Source organism: Streptomyces sp. NPDC051172, from assembly GCF_040682555.1.
In the GTDB taxonomy this organism is placed as follows: domain Bacteria; phylum Actinomycetota; class Actinomycetes; order Streptomycetales; family Streptomycetaceae; genus Streptomyces.
This window is the reverse complement of record NZ_JBFBBE010000034.1, coordinates 39147-62975: the sequence shown is the minus strand read 5'-3', so window position 1 is coordinate 62975 and position 23829 is coordinate 39147. Positions and strand designations below refer to the sequence as shown.

Genomic DNA, 23829 nt, shown 5'->3' with positions numbered 1-23829 from the left:
CGCTTGCATACAGTGGCAGGACCGGCAGGAAAACCGCGGTTCGAACCACCGCATCCGCGAGGCGAAGGGACGTACATGCCCATGGGTCACACGGCCACAGACCAGGCAGGCACCGGGGGCCTGACAGCGACCGAGCACCGTCTGGCCAACGGCCTGCGCGTGGTGCTCTCAGAGGATCACCTGACCCCGGTCGCGGCGGTGTGCCTCTGGTACGACGTCGGCTCGCGCCACGAAGTCAAGGGACGTACCGGCCTGGCTCACCTTTTCGAGCACCTGATGTTCCAGGGCTCCGGGCAGGTCAAGGGCAACGGGCACTTCGAGCTGGTGCAGGGCGCCGGCGGCTCGCTGAACGGCACCACCAGCTTCGAGCGCACCAACTACTTCGAGACCATGCCCGCCCACCAGTTGGAGCTCGCCCTCTGGCTGGAGGCCGACCGGATGGGCTCCCTGCTCGCCGCCCTCGACGACGAGTCCATGGAGAACCAGCGGGACGTCGTCAAGAACGAGCGCAGGCAGCGCTACGACAATGTGCCGTACGGCACGGCCTTCGAGAGGCTGACCGCCCTCGCCTACCCGGAGGGCCACCCCTACCACCACACGCCGATCGGCTCGATGGCCGACCTGGACGCGGCGACCCTGGAGGACGCGCGCGCGTTCTTCCGCACGTACTACGCGCCCAACAACGCCGTCCTCTCGGTCGTCGGTGACATCGACCCGGAGCAGACGCTCGCCTGGATCGAGAAGTACTTCGGGTCCATCGCCTCGCACGACGGGAAGCCGGAGCCCCGCGACGGCTCGCTGCCGGAGATCATCGGTGAGCAGCTGCGCGAGGTCATCGAGGAGGAGGTCCCGGCGCGCGCTCTGATGGCGGCCTACCGGCTGCCGCAGGACGGCACGCGCGAGGCGGACGCCGCCGACCTGGCGCTCACCGTCCTCGGCGGCGGCGAGTCCTCCCGCCTCTACAACCGGCTGGTGCGCCGCGACCGTACGGCCGTCGCGGCCGGATTCGGCCTGCTGCGGCTGGCCGGAGCACCCTCCCTGGGCTGGCTGGACGTGAAGACCTCCGGTGACGTCGAGGTGCCGGTCATCGAGGCCGCCATCGACGAGGAGCTCGCCCGGTTCGCCGCCGATGGCCCCATGGCCGAGGAAATGGAGCGTGCCCAGGCCCAGTTGGAGCGCGAGTGGCTGGACCGGCTCGGCACGGTCGCGGGCCGCGCCGACGAACTGTGCCGGTTCGCCGTCCTGTTCGGCGACCCTCAGCTCGCGCTGACCGCCGTGCAGCGCGTCCTGGAGGTGACGGCCAAGGAGGTCCAGGAGGTCGCCAAGGCCCGCCTGCGCCCCGACAACCGCGCGGTGCTCGTCTACGAGCCGCTCTCGCCCGAGTCCGCGGAGCACGCCCAGGACGAGGACTTCCCCGAAGACCCCGAGTCCGAAGCCACGGTGGAAGCCACCGACCAGAACGAGGAGGCGGCCAAGTGACCGAGCTCGCCACGATGCAGTTCCACCCGCAGCCCCGGGCGGGCGAGGCCAAGCCGTGGGCGTTCCCGTCCCCCGAGCGCGGCGCGCTCGACAACGGCCTGACCGTCCTGCGCTGCCACCGCCCCGGCCAGCAGGTCGTCGCCGTCGAGGTGCTCCTGGACGCACCCCTGGAGGCCGAGCCGGCCGGTTTCGAAGGCGTCGCCACGATCATGGCCCGAGCCTTCTCGGAGGGCACCGACAAGCACTCCGCCGAGGAGTTCGCCGCCGAACTGGAGCGCGCCGGCGCGACCCTGGACGCGCACGCCGACCACCCGGGCGTACGTCTGAGCCTCGAGGTCCCGGCCTCCCGTCTCGCCAAGGCGCTCGGGCTGCTCGCCGACGCCCTCAGGGCGCCCGCGTTCGCAGACAGCGAGGTCGAGCGGCTGGTCCGCAACCGCCTGGACGAGATCCCGCACGAGCTGGCCAACCCCTCGCGCCGTGCCGCCAAGGAGCTCTCCAAGGAGCTGTTCCCGGCGACCTCGCGCATGTCGCGCCCGCGCCAGGGCACCGAGGAGACGGTCGAGAAGATCGACGCGGCGGCCGTACGCGCCTTCTACGACCGCCATGTCCGGCCCGCCACGGCCACCGCCGTCGTCGTCGGCGACCTCACCGGCATCGACCTGGACGCGCTGCTCGGCGACACCCTGGGCGCCTGGACCGGCTCCAGGGCCGAACCCCGCCCCGTGCCGCCGGTGACCGCCGACGACACCGGGCGCGTGATCATCGTCGACCGTCCGGGCGCCGTCCAGACGCAGCTGCTCATCGGCCGCGTCGGCGCCGACCGGCACGACCGCGTGTGGCCCGCCCAGGTGCTCGGCACGTACTGCCTCGGCGGCACCCTCACCTCGCGCCTGGACCGCGTCCTGCGCGAGGAGAAGGGCTACACCTACGGTGTGCGCGCGTTCGGCCAGGTCCTCAGGTCCGCCCCGGACGGCTCCGGTGCCGCGATGCTCGCCATCAGCGGCTCCGTCGACACCCCGAACACCGGCCCGGCGCTGCAGGATCTGTGGACGGTGCTGCGCACGCTCGCCGAGGGCGGCCTCACCGACGCCGAGCGCGATGTCGCCGTCCAGAACCTCGTCGGTGTGGCGCCGCTGAAGTACGAGACCGCGGCGGCCGTCGCGAGCACGCTGGCCGACCAGGTCGAGCAGCACCTGCCCGACGACTACCAGGCGACGCTGTACCAGCAGCTCGCCGCGACCGGCACCGTGGAGGCCACCGCGGCGGCCGTGAGCGCCTTCCCGGTGGACCGTCTGGTGACGGTTCTCGTCGGTGACGCGGCCCAGATCAAGGAGCCCGTCGAGGCGCTCGGTATCGGTGAAGTCACGGTGGTGTCGGCCGAGTAGCGGCACGCGCGCGTGGGGTGGCCCTGGTGACGGATGCGTTACCAGGGCCCTCTTATGTCCGAATTGGCGGAGAATCGAAGGAGAGTTGCCTGTCTGCCCTGTGTGATGCGCTACAAACAGCGTGATCCGTTTGGGGATTGAAAGCGGCCCCGCTTAGCGTCTTCCGGGCTGTCCGTCAGGCACCGCGCCGCATCCGCGGCACCGGACAGCCATCGCCGAGTCCCCGTACGGCGCGAGCCAGGGGAGCCGGGGACCCATCGCAGTCCCCTGGGGTGAATCGGACGCCCGCGCGTGCAGCGAGGGGGTCCGTAGGAGACCTTCCTGCTCCGAACCCGTCAGCTAACCCGGTAGGCGAGAGGGAAGGAAAGGACCAGCCACCACATGGCGTTCACGCGCGCCACCGGGAAGCGTCGTCGCCCCGCACGGACGCACCGCACCACCACCCGCGCCGCCGGGGTCGCGGCCCTCGCCGCCACCGGCGTCATCGGTACCCTCGCGGCCCCCGCGCTCGCCGCCGACACCTCCGTCGAGCAGACCGGCCTCACCCCCGTCATCACCATCGGCGACACGATCGCCAACAGGATCGAGGCCCAGGCCGACGCCCAGAAGCAGGCCGCCGAGGAGGCCGCGCTCAAGAAGGCGGCCCAGGAGGCGGCACGCGAGAAGGCCGCTGCCCAGGCCAAGCAGGAGCGCGAGGCCAAGGAGCGCGCCGCCCGCGAGGCCGAGCGCAAGCGCCTCAACACGTTCGTGGCGCCGATCTCGAACTCGTACGTCTCCACCGGCTACCGGGCCAGCAGCTCGCTGTGGTCCTCCGGCAGCCACACCGGCATCGACTTCCACGCCGCGAGCGGCACGCCCGTGCACGCGGTCGGCGCCGGCACCGTCGTCCAGACCGGCTGGGGCGGCGCCTACGGCAACCAGATCGTGATCAAGATGAACGACGGCACGTACACCCAGTACGGCCATCTGTCGTCCATCGGCATCTCCGTGGGCCAGACGGTCACCCCGGGCCAGCAGATAGGCCTCTCCGGCGCGACCGGCAACACCACCGGACCGCACCTGCACTTCGAGGCCCGTACGACCCCCGAGTACGGCTCGGACATCGACCCCGTCGCCTACCTGCGCTCGCACGGCGTGAACGTCTGACGGCGCATCGCAAGATCTCCTTCCGGCCCCGGCTCCCGAGCCGGGGCTTTCGGTGTTTCTGCCGCCCCGCTGTCCAAAAAATATCCATGGATTCCGGCCCGCCGTCGGAAATTCCGGCTCCGTGCAATAGAGTCACCGATACACGTCAATCATCGACGTTTCACGGGGATTAAGTCGGAGGTCGGTCATGCGTATTCCGGCGCACTCGGTGTGCACGGCGATCCGGGACGACATCGTCGCCGGTGTCTACGAGCGTGGCAGCCGGCTCACCGAGGAACTCCTCGCGCGCCGCTACGGCGTCTCGCGCGTCCCCGTGCGCGAGGCGCTGCGCACGCTGGAGGCCGAGGGCTTCGTGGTGACCCGGCGGCACGCGGGCGCGTGCGTCGCGGAACCGACCGAGCAGGAGGCCGCCGACCTGCTGGAGATGCGCATGCTCCTGGAACCGCTCGGCGCCTCCCGGGCCGCCCAGCGGCGCACCGACGCCCATCTCAAGGTACTGCGCGGCCTGGTCAGGCTGGGTCAGGAGCGGGCCAGGAGGGGCAACAGCGAGGATCTGCGCTCCCTGGGAGGCTGGTTCCACGAGACGCTGGCCCAGGCCTCCGGCAGCCCCGCGCTGACCTCGATGCTGACCCAGCTGCGCCACAAGATCGCCTGGATGTACGCCGTGGAGGCACCGGTCGACCCCGGGCAGTCCTGGGCGGAGCACGGGGCGATCGTCGACGCCGTGGCCCGCGGCGACAGCGAGCGCGCGCGGGCGGTCACGACGCTGCACACCGAGCGCTCGACCGCGGCGCACCGGCTGCGCTTCGGCGGAGAGGGCCGCGCGAACGGTGTGAGGAACTCGCAACATGCCGTAAACATGTCGGGCCTGCGGCATTAACACGGGCGCCGTATACAAAGAAGCAACAATTCGCGGGGCATTATTTCTGCTGCCCGCGACCGGTAATTCCGCCGCCCCTGTGCGGGAAAAGCAAAGGGCCCGCCCGGCAATTCGGACGAGCCCTTCTGTGGTGCCGTGATCAGACGGTCTCGGGAAGCTCCTCGAGTCCCTCGGACACCAGCTTCGCCAGTCGGTCGAGGGCGACGTCCGCACCCTCGGCCTCGGAGGCGAGGACGATCTCCTCGCCGCCCTGGGCGCCCAGGCCGAGAACGGCCAGCATGGAGGCCGCGTTGACGGGGTTGCCGTCGGCCTTGGCGATCGTCACCGGGATACCTGCGGCCGTGGTGGCCCGGACGAAGATGGAAGCGGGGCGGGCGTGGAGGCCCTCGGCCCAGCCGACGTTGACGCGGCGCTCAGCCATGTGATGCTGCCCTTCAGTGTCTCAGGGTTGTCTAGACCAGTTTCCCACACGTGAAACGTCTCCGGAGCAGTCCTGTGTCCCGTCCGGGGTGGGCAGTCGGACCGCGGCCTCGGCCCGACTTCCGTCCTTGTTCTCTTCTCAACGGACTGCCGTGTTCTCCACAGACTGCCTCGCGCCGTTGTCGGACGCGAGCCGTACTCTGGGGCCCATGCAGACCTCGTCGGACCGGCACGAGTACCCCGCCCACTGGGAGGCCGACGTGGTGCTGCGCGACGGCGGCACCGCGCGCATCCGCCCCATCACCGTTGATGACGCCGAGCGCCTGGTCAGCTTCTACGAGCAGGTTTCGGACGAGTCGAAGTACTACCGCTTCTTCGCGCCCTACCCTCGTCTGTCCGCCAAGGACGTCCACCGCTTCACGCACCACGACTTTGTGGACCGGGTGGGACTCGCGGCCACGGTCGGCGGCGAGTTCATCGCCACCGTACGCTATGACCGCATCGGCACCGACGGCCTGCCCGCGTCAGCCCCGGCCGACGAGGCCGAGGTCGCCTTCCTCGTGCAGGACGCCCACCAGGGGCGCGGCGTCGCCTCCGCCCTCCTCGAACACATCGGCGCGGTCGCCCGGGAGCGTGGCATCCGCCGCTTCGCCGCCGAGGTGCTGCCCGCCAACAACAAGATGATCAAGGTGTTCACGGACGCCGGGTACACCCAGAAGCGCAGCTTCGAGGACGGCGTCGTACGCCTGGAGTTCGACCTCGAACCCACCGACCGTTCCCTCGCCGTCCAGCGCGCGCGTGAGCAGCGCGCCGAGGCGCGGTCCGTACGACGGCTGCTCGTGCCCGGCTCCGTCGCCGTCGTCGGCGCCGGCCGCACAGCCGGAGGCGTGGGCCGCAGCATCCTCGACAACATCCGCGACGCCGGCTTCACCGGGGCGCTGTACGCCGTGAACAAGGCGCTCCCCGAAGACGTCAAGGAGCTCGACGGCGTCCCCGCCCACCGCTCCGTCCGGGACATCGACGGTCCCGTCGACCTCGCGGTCGTCGCCGTGCCTGCCGAGCACGTCCCCGAGGCGGTCACCGAGTGCGGAGAGCACGGCGTGCAGGGACTCGTCGTCGTCTCCGCCGGGTACGCCGAGAGCGGGCCCGAGGGGCGCGAGCGCCAGCGCGAACTCGTACGGCACGCGCGCACGTACGGCATGCGGATCATCGGGCCGAACGCCTTCGGGATCATCAACACGTCCTCCGAGGTACGGCTGAACGCCTCACTCGCCCCGGAGATGCCCCGCCCCGGCCGGATCGGCCTGTTCGCCCAGTCCGGCGCCATCGGCATCGCGCTGCTGTCCCGGCTGCAGCGACGCGGCGGCGGTGTCACCGGAGTCACGGGCGTGTCCACCTTCGTGTCGTCCGGCAACCGCGCGGACGTGTCCGGCAACGACGTGATCCAGTACTGGTACGACGATCCCGACACCGATGTCGTCCTCATGTACCTGGAGTCCATCGGCAACCCGCGCAAGTTCACCCGCCTCGCCCGTCGCACGGCCGCCGCGAAGCCCCTGGTCGTGGTCCAGGGCGCCGGATCCGCCCCGCAGGGACATGCCGTACGGGCCACACGGCTGCCGCATGCGACGGTGTCCGCGCTGCTCAGACAGGCCGGCCTGATCCGCGTGGACACGATCACCGAGCTGGTCGACGCGGGCCTGCTGCTCGCACGGCAGCCCCTGCCGGCGGGCCCACGGGTGGCGATCCTCGGGAACTCCGAGTCCCTGGGGCTGCTCACGTACGACGCCTGCCTCTCCGAGGGGCTCAGGCCCCTCAGACCGCTGGACCTGACCACCGGGGCCTCGGCGGAGGACTTCCACCAGGCGCTGCTGCGGGCTCTAGGGGACGACTCGTGCGATGCGGTGGTGGTGACCGCGATCCCGGCGATCGGCGAGGGGTCGCCGGGGGATGCCGAGCTGGCGGAGGCGCTGCGATCGGCCGCCGAGTCCGTTCCGGGCAAGCCCGTACTCGTGGTGCACGTGGAGCTCGGCGGCCTCGCCGAGGCCCTGTCGGCCGCGACCAGCACCGCACCGCAGCCGGACACCAGGGCGACCGGCACCCGCCGGCTGCGCCCCTCACAGCAACTGCCCCCTCCGGCCCGCGCACAGGAGCCCGCGGCCCCCGCCACCTGCTCCCGCCTCATCCCCGCCTACCCTGCTGCCGAGCGCGCCGTCCGTGCCCTCGGCGAAGCCGTGAAGTACGCGCAATGGCGCCGCGACAGCGCCGACCCGGGCAAGGTGCCCGAGTACGAGGACATCGACGAGAAGGGAGCCGCCCGGCTCATCGGCCGGATGCTCGCGCGCGGGCAGGGGCTCACACTCGGCACCGAGGACACCTGCGAGCTGCTCGGGCAGTACGGCATCCCCGTGCGCAGGGCAGTGCCCGCGTTCACCCCGGACGACGCCGCCCGGGCCGCCGACACCCTCGGCTACCCCGTCGCCCTCAAGGCCACCGCCCCGCACCTTCGCCACCGCGCCGACCTGGGCGGCGTACGCCTGGATCTCGCTGACGAGGAGCAACTGCGGCGGGCGTACGCCGAGTTGACCGAGCTGTTCGGGAAGCCGGAGGAGCTCAGGCCGGTGGTGCAGGGGATGGCACCACGCGGCGTGGACACGGTGATACGGGCCGTCATCGACCCGGCAGCCGGGGCCGTCCTGTCCTTCGGGCTCGCCGGAGCGGCCTCCCAGCTGCTCGGCGACATGGCGCACCGGCTGGTCCCGGTCACCGACCGGGAGGCGACCTCGCTGGTCCGGTCGATCCGGACGGCGCCTCTCCTGTTCGGCTGGCGCGGCTCGACCCCGGTCGACACCCCTGCACTGGAAGAGCTGCTGCTGAGGGTGTCCAGGCTGGTCGACGACCACCCGGAGGTCGTCGCGGTGACCCTGGAGCCGGTCGTCGTCGCACCCCGTGGTCTGACCGTCCTGGGCGCCTCCGTCCGCCTCGCACCGCCACCGGCCCGCGACGACCTGGGCCCGCGCACCCTTCCCGTCTACTGAGACGTGCGCCGAGACAGTGCTGACCGGTGCCTCGCAGTCAGTGCACCCCCGTAGGATGGACGTCATGGCCAAGACCAGTACGACGACCCAGGGGCTGCGCGCGGCGATCGAGCGCAGCGGCTACTACCCGGCCCTCGTGGCCGAGGCGGTGGAGGCCGCCGTGGGCGGCGAGCCCATCCAGTCGTTCCTGGTCCACCAGGAGACCACGTTCGACGCGAACGAGGTGCGGCGGCACGTCACGGTGCTCGTCCTCACCGGCAACCGTTTCATCGTCAGCCACACCGACGAGCAGGCCGCGGACACCACCTCCCCGACCCCGTACGCCACGACCTCGACGGAGTCCGTGAAGCTCGGCCGGATCTCCTCGGTCGTGGTCAGCCGAGTGGTCGCCAACCCGGAGCAGTACCAGCCGGGCACCCTGCCCCGCGAGGTCGTCCTCACCATCGGCTGGGGCGCCGTCTCGCGCATCGACCTCGAGCCGGCGGCCTGCGGCGACCCCAACTGCGAGGCAGACCACGGGTACACGGGCAACTCGACGGCGGACGACCTCAGCCTGCGCGTCAGCGAGGCCGGTGACGGACCGGAGACCGTCCGTCAGGCGCTCGCCTTCGCCCAGTCCCTCTCCGAGGCCACCGCGGACACCACCCACTGATGTCGCAGTCCGCTCCCTGGGACACCCACCCGGAACCCCTCGCCGTCGACTCCGCGCCGCCGCCCGAGTACGGCAGCGGCTCCCTCGCCGACCTGCTGCCCACACTGGCCGCCGGGATGGCCGTACCGGACATGGCCGCCGCGATCACGGAGCTGACCCCCGCCGACCGGAACTGCGTGTTCCTGATCGACGGGCTCGGCTGGGAGCAGCTGAAGGCGCACCCGGACGAGGCGCCCTTCATGACCTCGCTCCTCGGCACCTCGCGCGGCGGCACCGGCCGCCCCCTGACCGCCGGCTACCCGGCGACCACCGCGACCTCCCTCGCCTCCGTCGGCACCGGTCTGCCGCCCGGCGCGCACGGCCTGCCCGGCTACACCGTGCGCAACCCGGAGACCGGCGAGCTGATGAACCAGCTGCGCTGGCGGCCGTGGACCCCGCCGCGCGCCTGGCAGCCGTATCCCACCGTCTTCCAGCTGGCCGAACAGGCCGGGGTGCACGCGGCGCAGGTGACGTCGCCGACCTTCGAGAACACCCCGCTGACCAAGGTCGCCCTCAGCGGCGGGACGTTCCACGGCCGGCTGTCCGGCGAGGACCGCATGGACCTCGCGGCAGCCCAACTGGCCGCCGGTGACCGCTCCTTGGTCTATACGTACTACGCCGAACTGGACGGCGCCGGCCACCGCTACGGCGTCGAGTCGGACACCTGGCGCGGCCAGCTCATGCATGTCGACCGCCTCGTCCAGCGCCTCGCCGAGCAACTGCCGCCGCGCACCGCGCTGTACGTCACCGCCGACCACGGCATGGTCGACATCCTTTTCGACGAAGAGCACCGCATCGACTTCGACGAGGACTGGGAACTGCGCGCCGGTGTCGCCCTGCTGGGCGGCGAGGGCCGCGCCCGGCACGTGTACGCGGTGCCGGGCGCCGAGAACGACGTCCTGACCTGCTGGCGCGAGGTGCTCGGCGAGCAGTTCTGGGTGGCCTCGCGGGACGAGGCGATCGCGGCGGGCTGGTTCGGACCGCACATCGACGAGCGCGTGTACGCCCGCATCGGCGACGTGGTCGCGGCCGCCCGCGACGACGTCCTGATCATCGCCTCCGAGCGGGAGCCCAAGGAGTCGGCGATGGTCGGCAACCACGGCTCGATGACCCCTGCCGAACAACTGGTCCCCCTCCTCGAAGTACGCTCCTGAGGCCCACCCTCCGATCCCCTCCACCGAAAGGTGCTCAACTCCCCATGCCCGAGCTGGTGTTCTTCTCCGGAACCATGGACTGCGGGAAGTCGACTTTGGCGCTGCAGATGGGGCACAACCGGTCGGCGCGGGGCCTGCAGGGTGTGATCTTCACGCGGGACGACCGTGCGGGAGAGGGGAAGCTCTCCTCGCGGCTCGGTCTGGTGACGGAGGCGGTCGAGGCGGCGCCGGGCATGGATTTGCACGGCTATCTGGTGGACCAGATGTCGAGGGGCGGCAAGGTCGACTATGTGATCGTGGACGAGGCGCAGTTCCTCGCTCCGGAACAGATCGACCAGCTGGCACGGATCGTGGACGACTTGGGCCTGGACGTCTTCGCCTTCGGCATCACGACCGACTTCCGTACGAAGCTCTTCCCGGGCTCGCAGCGGCTGATCGAGCTGGCGGACCGGATCGAGACCCTCCAGGTCCAGGCGATGTGCTGGTGCGGGGCGCGTGCTACGCACAACGCCCGAACGGTGGGCGGCGAGATGGTGGTGGAGGGCGAGCAGGTCGTGGTCGGTGATGTGAACCGGCCGGCCGAGGCGGTCGGCTATGAGGTGCTGTGCCGGCGCCACCACCGTCGCCGTATGACAAGCGTTTCCGCGCACGCGTCCGTCATCTCTCCGGATGTCCTGCCGGTCACCTGACCGCCCGCCCGCCTGTGCGGTCGTCGGCGGTGTATGAGGAATCCTGCGGTGGCAGCCGGGTCAGCGCTTGTCCGCTGGAGCCCAGTGGTCCGCGGCCAGATGTGCGGGCGTGAACTCCGGCTCCCTGCCGTCTGGATGGAAGGTGCGGTAGGTGGTCTCGGCCGTCGTCTGCAGGGTCCAGGCGGGCTCGGCGTGGCTGCCGCCGTACGACACCTCGGCCGTGAGGCGCCACGTCAGCAACCGTCGGTCCTCGGTGTACGGCGAGAGCACCACCCGCCGGATCTCCCCGGCGGGCACGGTCAGCGGCAGAGCGAACCCCGGGTTGACCTGGCGCCCCGTCGCGTCGAGGGCGGTGCGCACGACCGGGGGCGTGACGTCGAGCAGCACCTCCTGGTCCGGCGTGCGCATCGGCCGGTAGTTCTCCTGGCTTCGGCGCCGGGCGTCGGCCAGATCCTCGGCGAAGGCGACCGCGGGTCCCGGCAGCGCGGAGAGCACGACTCCGTCGGGCTTGAAGTCCTCGCGGGAAATCACCTCGGCGCGCAGCGAGCGCAGCACGACATCGACCGTGCCGACGGCGTTGAGGTCGACGTACACGTTGTAACCGGAGCAGGGGGTGTCCACGGGTTCGGGGCCGACGTCGGTACCGGGCATCCGCCGGACGCTGATGTGGGTCAGGCCCTGCACGCGCGCGGCGAACCGGACGATGTCCTCGGGCATCAGGCAGTCCTCCGATGCAGGCTCCGCGGCGGGCGGGCCATCGTGCGGAAGGGGTGGCCCGCCAAGTCGATCACGGCGGTGCCCTGGCGGTCCTCGCTGATCCAGTCCAGCTCCAACGTCCAGACCACGTACCACCGTTCGGTCTGCACCAGCAGCTCGAAGACCTCCGGGTCGTCCGGGCTCACCTTGTAGGAGAAGGGGCGCCCGTCGGCCTCGCGTGACTCCAGTCGAGGCGGGTCCTCGTCGAGCAGGACGGTGTAGCGGCGGGGCGGGACAATCCCGGCGTGCGGATTGAACACGCCGCGGGGAGTGCGGCGTTCGAGGACGACGGGGCGCAGCGCGGAGAGCACGACGGTCCTGCCCGCGAGGGCGGTGACAGTCAGCCGCAGGATGAACCCGCTGGCAGGCACCATGCGTTCGGGTTCGTTGCCTTGCGCGGCCACCTGGAAGAAGTCGGCTTGAGCCAGCTTCACATGGCATGCGAAGGGGGGCACCGCTTCGGTGAGCCGAGGGTTCGAGTCGGGCGGATCGGGATTGCGTTCCGGGGGACGGCGCCGGAGGATCTCGACGGCCTTCTCCACCAGAACGCCCGTGATCACGGCGGTGAGCGCGGGCGCCAGCCATGACGGTGCCTTGTCAGATGCCCACAGCAGCACCCCGGACAGTCCTGCGACCGCGGCGGTCCCCACGGTGGTGCGCAAGGTGTCGCGTGCCCGCATCATGGCCCCCGTCGGCAGGTGAATCACTGTGGCCACTCAACTGTCCACCTGCAACGGCAAGATGAGCAAGTGACGGGCGCCCCGGGGGGTTGAACGTCACCACCGCGGCCCTCGACGGGCAGGGTGGAACAGCTGCTGTCATCGGTGGTGACGCGGGCTCCGTCCAGTGTGTCGCCTCTGTGGCAGGCCGTGCTCAGGCTCGTGCTGCTGAGCCGGAACCCGCCCTGTTCCGGGGCAGTTCGCCACAGCTGTGCTGTTCAGACGGACAGGTCGTCGAGGGCGCACAGGTCGTCGTCGGCGATGTCAACCAGCCGGAGGCCGTCGGCTACGAGGTCCTGTCCCCGGACGTGCTGCCGGTGTTGCAGGCCTGGAAGGCTCACCCTGCGCTCAGCGCGGGCTCTCGATCAGTGAGAAGCGGGCTCCCTCGGGGTCGGCGACCGTGGCCACGCGCCCGTGGGCGCTGTCCCTCGGGGACTTGAGGACGTGGCCGCCCAGGTCCACGAGGCGGACGACGGCCTCGTCCGTGTCGGCGACTTCGAAGTACGTGATCCAATGCGGGCCCCGGTCGCGCGGCAGGGCGGTGCCCACGCCGTGGATACCGGCGACCGGGCGGCCCTCGAGGTGCAGGCTCACGTAGTCGAAGTCGGCGGACACGACCGGCTCCTCCTCGTAGCCGAAGACCGTCTCGTAGAACTTGGCCACGCTCGCCGACTCGAAGGTCAGCAGCTCGTTCCAGGCCGGGGTGCCGGGTACGCCCGTGAGAGCCGTGCCCAGGTGCTCGGCCGCCTGCCAGATGCCGAAGACGGCGCCGACGGGGTCCGAACCGATCGCGAGACGGCCGGCCTCGCCGGCGTCCAGGGGTCCCACCCCGATGGTGCCGCCGCACAGCCGTACCGTCTCCGCGGTCAGGTCCACGTCGTCCGAGGCGAGGTACGGCGTCCAGGCGATCGGCAGATGGCGGTCCGGCGGCAGCTGACCGATGCCGGCCACCTCGTAGCCGTCGAGCAGGGCCCGTGCGTACGGGCCGAGCTGCTGGGGGCCGGGCTGGAACTCCCAGCCGAACAGCGCACCGTAGAAGTCCTGGGTCGCGGCCAGACCGTGCACCATCAGACTCACCCAGCAGGGCGTGCCGGGCGCGTGCCGGGCGCGCGTCTCGCCGTTCGGGCCGGCCGACCCCCGTGCCTCCGTCATCGTCACTCTCCTCGACCCCTCGCGGTCGCCGTGTCGCTTCCGCACTCCGGATCTCCGTGCAGATGCTCGCACCACAGATGCGACCGCGCGCTCCGGGCGCGCCGCATGCCAGGAGGATGCCCGGTGTGCGGTTTGTCGTCCGTTTCTGTGCGATTGCCGACGGATGGCGATCAGCTGTACAGCATGTGCCCGAACCCGTACACCTCGTGATCGGGCCTGCCCGGCCGAGCAGAGTAGCCGGGCATGGACGATGCGGCCACCCCGTGCGCAAGGATGGGAGCCATGAACGCCATCATCTCCGCTTCCGAACTCGCGAGCGAGCTCGCGGGGCAGCGCCCGCCCGTACTGCTCGATGTCCGCTGGCAGCTCAGTGTGGCCAGGGCGGCCGGCGAGCCGCCCTTCGACGGCCGGGCCGAGTACGCGGCCGGGCACCTCCCCGGTGCCGTCTATGTCGACCTGGACTCGGAGCTCGCCTCCGCGCCCGGGGAACGCGGGCGGCACCCGCTGCCCGACCTCGGGGTCTTCGGCGCCGCGATGCGACGGGCGGGCGTGTCGGCCGGGACGCCGGTGGTCGTGTACGACGGCGGACAGGGCTGGGCCGCGGCCCGTGCCTGGTGGCTGCTGCGCTGGACGGGTCACCCGGACGTGCGGGTCCTCGACGGCGGGTTGCCGTCGTGGGAGGGGCCGCTGGAGACGTCGGAACCCGCGCCGGCGGAGGGCGACTTCGAGCCGGTTGCGGGTGGGGCGGGGCTGCTGGACGCCGATGGTGCGGCGGCGCTGGCGCGGGCCGGGGTGCTGTTCGACGCGCGGGCGGGGGAGCGGTATCGCGGGGAGGTGGAGCCGATCGACCGGGTCGGCGGCCACATTCCCGGGGCGGTGTCGGCGCCCACGAACGAGAACGTGGGGGCGGACGGCCGGTTCCTGCCCGCGGAGGAACTCGCCGGGCGGTTCAAGGCACTTGGTGCGGCCGACGGTGCGCCGGTCGGCGTGTACTGCGGCTCGGGCGTCTCCGGGGCGCACGAGGTGCTGGCGCTGGCGGTCGCGGGGATCGATGCGGCGCTGTACGTGGGCTCGTGGTCGGAGTGGTCGTCGGACCCGACTCGCCCTGTTGCGGTGGGGGCCGATCCTCAGTAGCCCTGGGTTCCCACGGGGGTGGTGCCGCTCGCCGGCACTGGCCGGGTGCAGCCTCTCCTCGGGTCGGGTGCCGCCCGGTGCGGCACGGCTGCCCCGAGGCTGCGCAGGTGGTCGGTCCGGTGCATGAGTGAGGGCCGCGCCTGGTCGGCGCGGCCCTCGTTCTCGTGCGGCCCTCTGCTCGGTCGGCTACTCCTGCTTCTTGCGGCGTGTGCCGAACACGATCTCGTCCCAGCTGGGGACGGCCGCGCGGCGGCCCGGGCGGACGCCGTCGGCCTCGGCCTGGCGGTCCGTGGCGCCCACGAGGCGGTCGCGGTGGCTGGTGACGGAGCGGGGCATGAGGACGTCCGCGTAGGCGGAACCGGCCGAGGCCGCGGGAGCCGGGGGCTCCTCCTCCTCGGGTTCGGCGGCGGCGGGCTCCTCCGGCGGTGGCGGCGGGGGCGAGGCCTCCGCGGGACGCTCCGGGACCACCAGATCGCCGCGGAAGCTCGGTACCGCTTCCAACAGGCTGGTCAGTGAGTCCCGTTCACCCGTGCTCTCCTCGGCGGGCTCGGAGGCCTGCGCCGGCAGGCTCGGCCGGTCGAGGGCACGGTCCAGCGGACGGTCGCGCGGCAGCCGTGCGATGCGCGGCACGAACGGAAAGCTGGGCTCCGGCGCGGCGAGGTCCTCGGACTCGCCGATCAGCGAGCGCGCCTCCTCGTCGACGGCCTGGACGAGCCGCCGGGGCGGGTCGTACGTCCAGCTCGCCGAGTGCGGTTCGCCCGCGACCCGGTAGACCAGCAGGACCTCCCAGGTGCCGTCGTCGCGGCGCCACGAGTCCCACTGCACGGTGTCCTTCTCGGCACCGCGCAGCAGCAGCCGCTCCTGTACGGCCTCGCCGAGCTGGGGTCCGGCGTTCTCACCGGGCCGGCGGACGGGCGTCTTGCGGGCCCGCTCGGCCATGAACGCGCGCTCCGCGAGCACAGGGCCCTCGAAGCGCCGTACGCGGTCGACGGGGATACCGGCGAGCTGGGCGACTTCTTCCGCGGAGGCACCGGCGCGTATACGCGCCTGGATGTCACGGGGGCGGAGATGGCTCTCCACCTCGATCTCGATCTGGCCGAGGCGGGGCCGGTCGCCGCGGACGGCGGCGCGCAGCCGTTCGTCGATCGGAAGCGTGTACTCCGTTGCGTCGGCAGCCTTCAGCACCAGCCGTGTGCCGTCATTCGAGACGGCCACGACACGCAGTTCGGGCATGGGGACCTCCCGGGTGGTGCCTGCCGACGTCACGTGCGTCGCTGCTTCCGCTAGTCGAGTGTGGCCTGCCCGGGTGCAGCCTGCCACAACCTTGCCGAGTTGCCCGGCGTGTCGGGCCAGGGCCCTGGATCGCCGTTATGGCACGGTTACCTTTTCGCAACGCTAAGTGACCAACTCCGTCACCCTGTGCAACTAGCCCCCTCCCGGCGGTCCTTGAAGGTCGCGGACGCCCTGGCGGGAGACCGGACCCAGGGCTCGCAACAGTACTCCATTCGGGCCACGTGCGTGGATTGGCGCGCCGCCCAACTTCTGGCAACGGATCGGACCCTGCCGCCCGTTGCGGGGTTCTTGGGATCTTGAACGTGGCGTACTTCACGGAATGGGCAGAAACGGAACCAATGGCTACGGCCCCAACACCCGCCGCAGGTAGTCGTTCTGGAAGCGCCGGTCCGGATCGAGCCGGTCCCGCAGCGCGGTGAACTCGCCGAAGCGCGGATAGACCCCGGAGAAGTACTCGGCGTCCCGCGTGTGCACCTTGCCCCAGTGCGGCCGGCCCTCGTGCGCGGTGAAGATGCGCTCGGCGGCGGTGAAGTACGCCTGATAGGGCGTCCCCCGGAACATATGGACGGCGACGTACGCACTGTCGCGGCCCGATGCCGTGGAAAGCGTGATGTCGTCGGCGGGCGCCGTGCGCACCTCGACGGGGAAGCTGACCCGCAGACCGGATCGGTCCATCATCGTCTTCAGTTCGCGCAGCGTCTCGGCGAGGGCCTCGCGCGGGACGGCGTACTCCATCTCCACGAAGCGCACCCGGCGCGGTGAAGTGAAGACCTTGTACGGAATGTCGGTGTAAGTGCGTGCAGACAGGGCTTTGCTGGAGATCTGGGCGATCGTCGGGACGGTCGCGGGCGCCGCCCGGCCGACCCACTGGGCGACCTGGAAGACGCCGTTGGAGAGGAACTCGTCCTCGAACCAGCCCGCAAGCCGGCTCACCGGCTTCTCGGGGCCCGCGCTGCGGTTGTTGCGCTTGGTGTTGGTGGAGCCGGTGTGCGGGAACCAGTAGAACTCGAAGTGCTCGTTCTCGGCCCACAGTTCGTCGAACTCGGCGAGCACCCTGTCGAAGGGCATCGGTTCCTCGCGCGCGGTGAGCAGGAAGATCGGCTCCACGGCGAAGGTGATCGCGGTGACGATGCCGAGGGCGCCGAGCCCGATCCGGGCGGCCGCGAAGACGTCCGAGTTCTCCTTCTCGGAGCAGGTGAGCACCGAACCGTCGGCCGTGACCAGCTCAAGTCCCTTGATCTGGGCGGCGATCGAGGCCGACTCGCGGCCGGTGCCGTGTGTGCCCGTGCTGGTGGCGCCGGAGACCGTCTGCTCCATGATGTCGCCCATGTTGGTCAGCGACAGACCCTCGCGGGCCAGAGCCATGTTGAGTCTCTTGAGCGGGGTGCCGGCCTCCACCGTGACCGTCATGGCATCGCGATCAATCTTGCGGATGCCGGTCAACAGTTGAGGGCGGATCAACACACCGTCGGTGGCGGCGATGGAAGTGAAGGAGTGCCCGGTGCCTACGGCCTTCACCGTCAGCCCGTCCTGAGCGGCCTGCCGTATCGCCGCCGACAGTTCCTCCACCGAGGCCGGCTCGACCTCCCGCGCGGGACGGGCCGTGACGTTGCCGCCCCAGTTACGCCACGTGTCGCTCTTCCCGCTCGCTGTGTTGCTCAACGGTGCCTCCCCGACGCGGAGCCGGCCTGCTGAGCCGGCGGTACCCCAGGAAACCGACCGTGACCGCGACGGCCCCGGACACCGCCGGAACCCCGTACCCGGCACGTGCGCCGGCCGCGTCGATGACCCAGCCGGCGGCCGAGGAGCCGAGTGCGACGCCGACCGCGAGGCCGGTGCTCACCCAGGTCATGCCCTCGGTCAACTGTGCACGTGGTACGTGCTCTTCGATGAGGGACATGGTCGTGATCATCGTGGGAGCGATGGACAGACCCGCAACGAACAGCGCCACGGCCAGAAACGGCAAGTTTCCGACCAGTAGGAGGGGGATCATACTCACGGCCATCGCGCATATGCCCAGCAGCCAGCGGCGTGCGGGCGCCCCCTTGAAGTGCAGCAGCCCGAACACGACGCCCGCCACGCAGGAACCCGCCGCGTACAGCGCGAGCACGATGCTCGCGGCGGCCTTGTGTCCCCGCTCGTCGGCGAAGGCCACGGTGACCACGTCGACGGAACCGAAGATCGTCCCGGTCGCCACGAAGGTGGCCACCAGTACTTGAAGGCCACGCGAGCGTAGTGCCGAACCGCCGCCCTGCTTCTCCCGGGGATGCGGCTCGGGCTCGGTGGCACGCTGGGCGGTCAGCCAGAAGACGCCGGTCGCCAGGAAGCAGGCGGCGAGCAGCGGCCCCGCCTCCGGGAACCAGGCCGTGGACAGGCCGATGGAGATGATCGGCCCGAAGATGAAGCACACCTCGTCCACCACCGACTCGAAGGAGTACGCGGTGTGCAGCTGCGGAGTGCCCCGGTACAGGGCGGCCCAGCGGGCGCGGATCATCGCGCCGAGGCTCGGCACGGAGCCGATGCCGGCGGCGCACACGAACAGCACCCAGTCCGGCCACCGGAAGTGCGCGGCGAGCAGCAGCCCGGCCGCCGAGGCGAGCGCGACGAGCGTCGCGGGCCGCAGCACCCTGCACTGCCCGTACTGGTCAACCAGCCGCGAGATCTGCGGCCCGATCGCCGCGGCCGCGAGCGCGATGGTCGCCGACAGGCCGCCCGCGAGCCCGTAGCGCCCGGTGAGCTCGGAGATCATCGTGACCACGCCGATGCCCATCATCGACAGCGGCATCCGGCCGAGGAGGCCCGCGGCGGAAAAGCCCTTGGTGCCGGGTGCGGCGAACAGGACGCGGTAGGGGCTGGGCACGGGGTCTCCGATGGCTACGGCTCAGAAAGGTGCTGACGACGGAAAGACGGAAAAGTGCCGCCTGGAGCTCGGTAAGGTGCGAATACGGCTGATACAGCTTACGAGTGGGGTCACCCTAATGCACCCGGCAATTCGGCGGGTGAACGCGTCCGGAATGCGGCCCGCCCCCGCTCGTCACCCCGCCGTTTCCCGGCTGTCAGTGCCGGGTGGCAGGATCGACCCATGTCAGACGCGCTCGATGCCACCCCCTACGACGCCCTGCTCCTGCTCTCGTTCGGCGGCCCGGAGGGCCCGGACGAGGTGGTCCCGTTCCTGGAGAACGTGACGCGCGGGCGGGGCATCCCCAAGGAACGCCTGAAGGAAGTCGGACAGCACTACTTCCTGTTCGGCGGGGTCAGCCCCATCAACGACCAGAACCGCGCCCTGCTGGACGCTCTCCGCAAGGACTTCGCGGACCACGGCCTGGACCTGCCGATCCACTGGGGCAACCGCAACTGGGCGCCCTACCTGACGGACACCCTGCGTGAGATGGTCGCCGACGGCCACCGCCGCATCCTGGTCCTCGCCACCAGCGCCTACGCCTCGTACTCGGGCTGCCGCCAGTACCGCGAGAACCTCGCCGACTCGCTCGCCGAGCTGGAGGCCGAGGGCCTGGAGCTGCCGAAGATCGACAAGATCCGGCACTACTTCAACCACGAGGGCTTCCTGGAGCCCATGATCGAAGGCGTCCTGCAGTCCCTGGCCGACCTCCCCGAGGACGTCCGGGACGGGGCGCACCTCGCGTTCTCGACGCATTCGATCCCCACCGCGTCCGCGGACACCTCCGGCCCGGTCGAGGACCACGGCGAGGGCGGCGCGTACGTCGAGCAGCACCTGGAGGTCGCTCAGCTGATCGCCGACGCGGTCCGCGAGCGCACCGGCATCGACCACCCCTGGCAGCTCGTCTACCAGTCGCGCTCCGGCGCCCCGCACATCCCGTGGCTGGAGCCCGACATCTGCGACCACCTGGAGGAGCGGCACGCGGCCGGCGTCCCGGCGGTCGTCATCGCCCCCATCGGTTTCGTCTCCGACCACATGGAGGTCCTCTACGACCTCGACACGGAGGCCAAGGCGAAGGCCGAGGAGCTGGGCCTGCCGATGCGCCGCTCCGCCACCGTCGGCGCCGACCCGCGCTTCGCCGCCGCGCTCCGCGACCTCGTCCTGGAGCGGGCGTCCGTGGAGCGCGGCGAGGAGGTCACGCCCTGCGCCCTGGGCACGCTCGGCGCGAGCCACAACGTCTGCCCGGTCGGCTGCTGCCCGGCCCGTGCCCCCCGCCCGGCCGCCGCGGGCGTCGACAGCCCCTACGCGTGAGGAGCCCCGTGACCGACCCCCTGCATCAGGAACTGCTTGCACTGGCCCAGGAGGCCGCCCGCCGCGCCGGGGCGCTGCTGCGGGACGGCCGGCCGGCCGATCTCGCGGTCGCCGCGACCAAGTCGAGCCCGATCGACGTGGTCACCGAGATGGACATCGCGGCGGAGAAGCTGATCACGGACCTGATCTCCGAGCACCGCCCGGACGACGGCTTCCTCGGCGAGGAGGGCGCCTCCACCGTGGGCACCAGCGGGATCCGCTGGGTGATCGACCCGCTCGACGGCACGGTCAACTACCTGTACGGGCTGCCCACCTGGGCCGTGTCCATCGCGGCCGAGCAGGACGGCGAGGCCGTCGTCGGGGTCGTCGCGATCCCGATGCGCGGGGAGACGTTCCGCGCGGTCCGCGGCGGCGGAGCGCACGCCACGGGCGCCTGGGAGGGCGAGCGCGAGCTGGCCTGCCGCCCCGCGCCGCCCCTCGACCAGGCCCTGGTCTCCACGGGCTTCAACTACGTCACCGAGGTCCGCACCCGCCAGGCCGAGGTCGCGCAGAAGCTGATCCCTCTGCTGCGCGACATCCGGCGCAGCGGTTCGGCCGCCGTCGACCTGTGCGACCTCGCGGCCGGCCGCCTCGACGGCTACTACGAGCGCGGGCTGCACCCGTGGGACCTCGCGGCCGGCGACCTCATCGCCCGGGAAGCGGGCGTGCTGACCGGTGGACGCCCCGGAGAGCGCCCTGCACACGCCCTGACGGTCGCCGGTACCCCGGGCGTCTTCGAGCCCCTCCAGCGCCTCCTGGAGGACTTCGGCGCCTGGCACGACTGACGGCACAGGCGCCCCCGCGGGCGAACGACCCGGACAAGCAGGCCCCCGGCGCTGGATTCGCCGGGGGCCTGCTGTCGTACGTACGCGCTGATCAGACGCAGACGCTAGGCGCCGACCTCCACACCGTGCTCGGCGGCGAGGCGGCGCAGGTCGTCGAGCTCGCCCTGCTCCACCTCGACGAGGAAGTCGTCGCCCTCGTCGCGAGCCCGCGTCAGGTCGGACTCGGTCGTCCTTATGCGCTGCAGAAGTCCTGCGGTGAATGCGTCCATGCTGCGCCCCCTCGTCCTGGGTCGTGGGTCGATGGCACGGGGGTGTGCCGTTCGGAAGGGGCGATCACGTCTCCATCAGGTGCCCGGCACACGGGCGCCGGGGGTGGCGACGGTGCCGGACACCCACGCCGACTCTGCGGAAAGCGGATTGCGCCGTGCCGCATGGTGCTGCGGCACTAGCAGAGCGTGATCGCGGGGTATGAACCGTCCTCCCCCCGCTTCCTTCCACGGAAACCTCAACCCGGCGAGAAAATCTCGCATTCCCGGGTCTCGCACCTGTCCTTCATCCGGTGCTCATCCTCCGCCCACCGCCTTACCGCCGACTTATGACCGAAAAGGGCAGGATGGAGGCACACACTCATGAAGACCCCTGCCCGCGTATGCCCTTGCAGGCGCTACGCGGGTGGACACAGGAAGGACAAGCGACGTGCGCGTACTCGTCGTCGAGGACGAGCAGCTGCTCGCCGATGCGGTGGCCACCGGACTGCGCCGGGAGGCCATGGCCGTCGACGTCGTGTACGACGGTGCGGCCGCCCTGGAGCGCATCGGCGTCAACGACTACGACGTGGTCGTCCTCGACCGCGACCTCCCGCTCGTCCACGGCGACGACGTCTGCCGCAAGATCGTGGAGCTCGGCATGCCCACGCGCGTGCTGATGCTCACGGCCTCCGGCGACGTGAGCGACCGCGTCGAGGGCCTGGAGATCGGCGCCGACGACTATCTCCCCAAGCCCTTCGCGTTCAGCGAGCTCATCGCACGCGTGCGTGCCCTCGGGCGGCGCACCAGCGTGCCGCTGCCGCCGGTCCTGGAGCGGGCGGGCATCAAGCTCGACCCCAACCGCCGCGAGGTCTTCCGCGACGGCAAGGAGGTCCAGCTCGCGCCGAAGGAGTTCGCCGTCCTGGAGGTGCTGATGCGCTCCGAGGGCGCCGTCGTCTCCGCCGAGCAGCTCCTGGAGAAGGCCTGGGACGAGAACACCGACCCGTTCACGAACGTCGTGCGCGTGACCGTCATGACCTTGCGCCGCAAGCTGGGCGAGCCGCCCGTGATCGTCACCGTGCCCGGCTCCGGCTACCGGATCTGATGCGCGATGGCTGCAACACCCGCTCTCCCCACGGCACCCCCCAAGCCCACCTGGGACCCCAGAAAACCCGAACCGCCGTTCCCCTGGCTGCGCCCGACCATCCGTATACGGCTCACGCTGCTGTACGGCGGCATGTTCCTGATCGCCGGCATTCTGCTGCTGTCGATCATCTATCTGCTGGCTGCCCAGGCCCTCCATCAGGGCCTGGGCCAGGCGTTCTCGGTGTCCGGCAACTTCGACATCACCAGCACCACCTGCCCCGCGGTGAATGCGGCACCGAAGAGCGAGGTTGCCTCGATCCTCGAGAACTGCGACGCCATCCAGCGCCAGCACGCCCTCGACGACCTGCTCAGCCGCTCGCTGCTGGCCTTGCTCGGTCTCGCCGTGATCGCCTTCGCCTTCGGCTACGCCATGGCCGGCCGGGTGCTCTCCCCGCTCGGCCGGATTCTGCGCACCGCGCGCGCGGTGGCCGGCTCGGACCTGTCCCGCCGGATCGAGCTGGACGGCCCGGACGACGAGATCAAGGAACTGGCCGACACCTTCGACGACATGCTGGAGCGCCTGCAGCGCGCCTTCACCGCCCAGCAGCGCTTCGTCGGCAACGCCTCGCACGAGCTGCGCACCCCGCTCGCGATCAACCGCACGCTCCTCGAGGTGCACCTGTCCGACCCGAACGCGCCGGCGGAGCTGCACCAGCTCGGCAAGACGCTGCTGGCCACCAACGAGCGCAGCGAGCAGCTCGTCGAGGGCCTGCTGCTGCTCGCCCGCAGCGACAACCAGATCGTCGAGCGCAAGCCGGTGGATCTCGCCGAGGTCGCCGAGCAGGCCGTCGACCAGGTGCGCTCGGAGGCGGACGCCAAGGGCGTGGTGATCCGTGGCGAGCAGAAGCCCGCGGTCGTGCAGGGCAACGGCGTGCTTCTGGAGCGGATCGCGCTGAACCTGGTACAGAACGCCGTGCGGTACAACGTCCCGGAGGACGGCTGGGTCGAGGTCACCACCGAGGTCCAGCACGGCCAGGCGGTCCTGGTGGTGTCGAACACCGGACCAGTGGTACCGGCGTACGAGATCGACAATCTCTTCGAGCCCTTCCGGCGGCTGCGCACGGAGCGCACGGGCAGTGACAAGGGCGTCGGCCTCGGTCTTTCCATCGTCCGGTCGGTGGCCCGGGCCCACGGCGGGCATATTTCAGCTCAGCCCCGCGAGGGGGGTGGCCTTGTGATGCGCGTCGCGCTGCCTATCTGAGATCATGTCGCCGACACACGGGGGATGTTCGCTTTGCGCGGAATTTTCTGGCCGCCGAATGGAGCACCCCATGTGTGATCGATCACAAGGGCGATTTTCCAGCCATCTACTCTCCGTGATCATGAGGACTGCCGTAAAGCCGGGAAAATCCGGGTTTTCGGGTGTCCTGATCACGGGAAGTACAGGGTGAGGCGCCTTTGAAGTGCGGTAGGGGGACCGTGTACGGTCCCGTTCGCCATCCAAGCCGATCACTCTTGAGGAGTCCGG

At 71.0% G+C, this 23829-nt stretch carries 22 protein-coding genes and 1 riboswitch; of the genes, 13 read left to right on the top strand and 9 right to left on the bottom strand.

The window, feature by feature from the left end:
• The first annotated feature begins 75 nt into the window (after nt 1-75).
• The 4 genes from AB0N07_RS21790 (at nt 76) to AB0N07_RS21775 (ending at nt 4890) form a co-directional block, all read left to right on the top strand.
• Nucleotides 76-1479 carry a pitrilysin family protein gene (locus tag AB0N07_RS21790; RefSeq protein ID WP_365837404.1) on the top strand — a complete coding sequence of 468 codons (1404 nt, stop codon included), beginning with the start codon at nt 76-78 and terminating at the stop codon, nt 1477-1479.
• Complete coding sequence (locus AB0N07_RS21785; protein ID WP_365837402.1) at nt 1476-2864, top strand: pitrilysin family protein; 1389 nt, start codon at nt 1476-1478, stop codon at nt 2862-2864. Before AB0N07_RS21790 ends, AB0N07_RS21785 begins: the two co-directional genes overlap by 4 nt.
• 203 nt (nt 2865-3067) lie before the next feature.
• Nucleotides 3068-3233: riboswitch (cyclic di-AMP (ydaO/yuaA leader) on the top strand.
• Between the two features lie 12 nt (nt 3234-3245).
• Complete coding sequence (locus AB0N07_RS21780) at nt 3246-4010, top strand: M23 family metallopeptidase (protein ID WP_365837400.1); 765 nt, start codon at nt 3246-3248, stop codon at nt 4008-4010.
• Between the two features lie 187 nt (nt 4011-4197).
• A complete protein-coding gene (locus AB0N07_RS21775; RefSeq protein ID WP_365837398.1) occupies nt 4198-4890 on the top strand; it encodes a GntR family transcriptional regulator in 693 nt (230 codons plus the stop codon).
• A 139-nt stretch (nt 4891-5029) separates the two neighbouring features.
• On the opposite strand, the gene AB0N07_RS21770 is transcribed toward AB0N07_RS21775, so the two are convergent.
• On the bottom strand, nt 5030-5311 hold the full coding sequence (locus tag AB0N07_RS21770) for an HPr family phosphocarrier protein (protein ID WP_365837395.1): 282 nt from the start codon (nt 5309-5311) through the stop codon (nt 5030-5032).
• A gap of 208 nt (nt 5312-5519) precedes the next feature.
• On the opposite strand from AB0N07_RS21770, the gene AB0N07_RS21765 reads away from it, so the two are divergent.
• Genes AB0N07_RS21765 through AB0N07_RS21750 form a run of 4 tightly spaced genes read left to right on the top strand, consistent with a single transcriptional unit; the run spans nt 5520 to nt 10882 of the window.
• Nucleotides 5520-8348 carry a GNAT family N-acetyltransferase gene (locus AB0N07_RS21765; RefSeq protein WP_365837393.1) on the top strand — a complete coding sequence of 943 codons (2829 nt, stop codon included), beginning with the start codon at nt 5520-5522 and terminating at the stop codon, nt 8346-8348.
• Nucleotides 8349-8403: 55 nt separating this feature from the next.
• Nucleotides 8404-9000, top strand: coding sequence for a DUF5998 family protein (locus AB0N07_RS21760; protein ID WP_365837392.1), 597 nt, complete (start codon nt 8404-8406; stop codon nt 8998-9000).
• Nucleotides 9000-10193: a nucleotide pyrophosphatase/phosphodiesterase family protein gene (locus tag AB0N07_RS21755; RefSeq protein ID WP_365837390.1), complete on the top strand. Its 1194-nt coding sequence runs from the start codon at nt 9000-9002 to the stop codon at nt 10191-10193. The genes AB0N07_RS21760 and AB0N07_RS21755 overlap by 1 nt, the downstream gene beginning before the upstream one ends.
• A gap of 44 nt (nt 10194-10237) precedes the next feature.
• Nucleotides 10238-10882 carry a thymidine kinase gene (locus tag AB0N07_RS21750; protein WP_365837388.1) on the top strand — a complete coding sequence of 215 codons (645 nt, stop codon included), beginning with the start codon at nt 10238-10240 and terminating at the stop codon, nt 10880-10882.
• Between the two features lie 60 nt (nt 10883-10942).
• On the opposite strand, the gene AB0N07_RS21745 is transcribed toward AB0N07_RS21750, so the two are convergent.
• The 4 genes from AB0N07_RS21745 to AB0N07_RS21730 form a co-directional block, all read right to left on the bottom strand.
• Nucleotides 10943-11599 (bottom strand): hypothetical protein, encoded by a 657-nt coding sequence (locus AB0N07_RS21745; RefSeq protein WP_365837386.1) that lies wholly within the window; start codon nt 11597-11599, stop codon nt 10943-10945.
• Nucleotides 11599-12354, bottom strand: a complete 756-nt coding sequence (locus AB0N07_RS21740; protein WP_365837384.1) for a hypothetical protein — start codon at nt 12352-12354, stop codon at nt 11599-11601. Before AB0N07_RS21740 ends, AB0N07_RS21745 begins: the two co-directional genes overlap by 1 nt.
• 221 nt (nt 12355-12575) lie before the next feature.
• On the bottom strand, nt 12576-12698 hold the full coding sequence (locus AB0N07_RS21735) for a hypothetical protein (RefSeq protein ID WP_365837382.1): 123 nt from the start codon (nt 12696-12698) through the stop codon (nt 12576-12578).
• A gap of 7 nt (nt 12699-12705) precedes the next feature.
• Nucleotides 12706-13509, bottom strand: coding sequence for a VOC family protein (locus AB0N07_RS21730; protein WP_365837380.1), 804 nt, complete (start codon nt 13507-13509; stop codon nt 12706-12708).
• A 282-nt stretch (nt 13510-13791) separates the two neighbouring features.
• Here AB0N07_RS21730 and AB0N07_RS21725 point away from each other — a divergent pair, with 282 nt between their 5' ends.
• Complete coding sequence (locus AB0N07_RS21725; protein WP_365837378.1) at nt 13792-14643, top strand: sulfurtransferase; 852 nt, start codon at nt 13792-13794, stop codon at nt 14641-14643.
• A gap of 186 nt (nt 14644-14829) precedes the next feature.
• Here AB0N07_RS21725 and sepH read toward each other — a convergent pair whose 3' ends face one another.
• The 3 genes from sepH to AB0N07_RS21710 all read right to left on the bottom strand — a co-directional run bounded on the left by sepH (nt 14830) and on the right by AB0N07_RS21710 (nt 18796).
• Nucleotides 14830-15876 (bottom strand): septation protein SepH, encoded by a 1047-nt coding sequence (gene sepH, locus AB0N07_RS21720; RefSeq protein WP_365837377.1) that lies wholly within the window; start codon nt 15874-15876, stop codon nt 14830-14832.
• A gap of 402 nt (nt 15877-16278) precedes the next feature.
• Entirely contained in the window at nt 16279-17598 is a 1320-nt protein-coding gene (locus AB0N07_RS21715; RefSeq protein WP_365837376.1) for a D-arabinono-1,4-lactone oxidase, read from the bottom strand.
• Nucleotides 17558-18796, bottom strand: coding sequence for an MFS transporter (locus tag AB0N07_RS21710; RefSeq protein ID WP_365837375.1), 1239 nt, complete (start codon nt 18794-18796; stop codon nt 17558-17560). Before AB0N07_RS21710 ends, AB0N07_RS21715 begins: the two co-directional genes overlap by 41 nt.
• 222 nt (nt 18797-19018) lie before the next feature.
• Between AB0N07_RS21710 and AB0N07_RS21705 the strand changes: the two genes are divergently transcribed.
• Nucleotides 19019-20146 carry a ferrochelatase gene (locus tag AB0N07_RS21705; RefSeq protein ID WP_365837374.1) on the top strand — a complete coding sequence of 376 codons (1128 nt, stop codon included), beginning with the start codon at nt 19019-19021 and terminating at the stop codon, nt 20144-20146.
• Nucleotides 20147-20154: 8 nt separating this feature from the next.
• Nucleotides 20155-20970, top strand: coding sequence for an inositol monophosphatase family protein (locus tag AB0N07_RS21700; RefSeq protein ID WP_365837373.1), 816 nt, complete (start codon nt 20155-20157; stop codon nt 20968-20970).
• 104 nt (nt 20971-21074) lie between these two features.
• Here AB0N07_RS21700 and AB0N07_RS21695 read toward each other — a convergent pair whose 3' ends face one another.
• The gene (locus AB0N07_RS21695; RefSeq protein ID WP_016432180.1) at nt 21075-21239 is read right to left on the bottom strand and encodes a hypothetical protein; all 165 of its coding nucleotides are present in this window, start codon (nt 21237-21239) and stop codon (nt 21075-21077) included.
• Nucleotides 21240-21666: 427 nt separating this feature from the next.
• Here AB0N07_RS21695 and AB0N07_RS21690 point away from each other — a divergent pair, with 427 nt between their 5' ends.
• Together AB0N07_RS21690 and AB0N07_RS21685 are read left to right on the top strand one after the other, a co-directional pair.
• A complete protein-coding gene (locus AB0N07_RS21690; protein ID WP_003993508.1) occupies nt 21667-22320 on the top strand; it encodes a response regulator transcription factor in 654 nt (217 codons plus the stop codon).
• Between the two features lie 6 nt (nt 22321-22326).
• Nucleotides 22327-23562 (top strand): HAMP domain-containing sensor histidine kinase, encoded by a 1236-nt coding sequence (locus AB0N07_RS21685; protein WP_365837371.1) that lies wholly within the window; start codon nt 22327-22329, stop codon nt 23560-23562.
• The last annotated feature ends 267 nt before the right edge of the window (nt 23563-23829 follow it).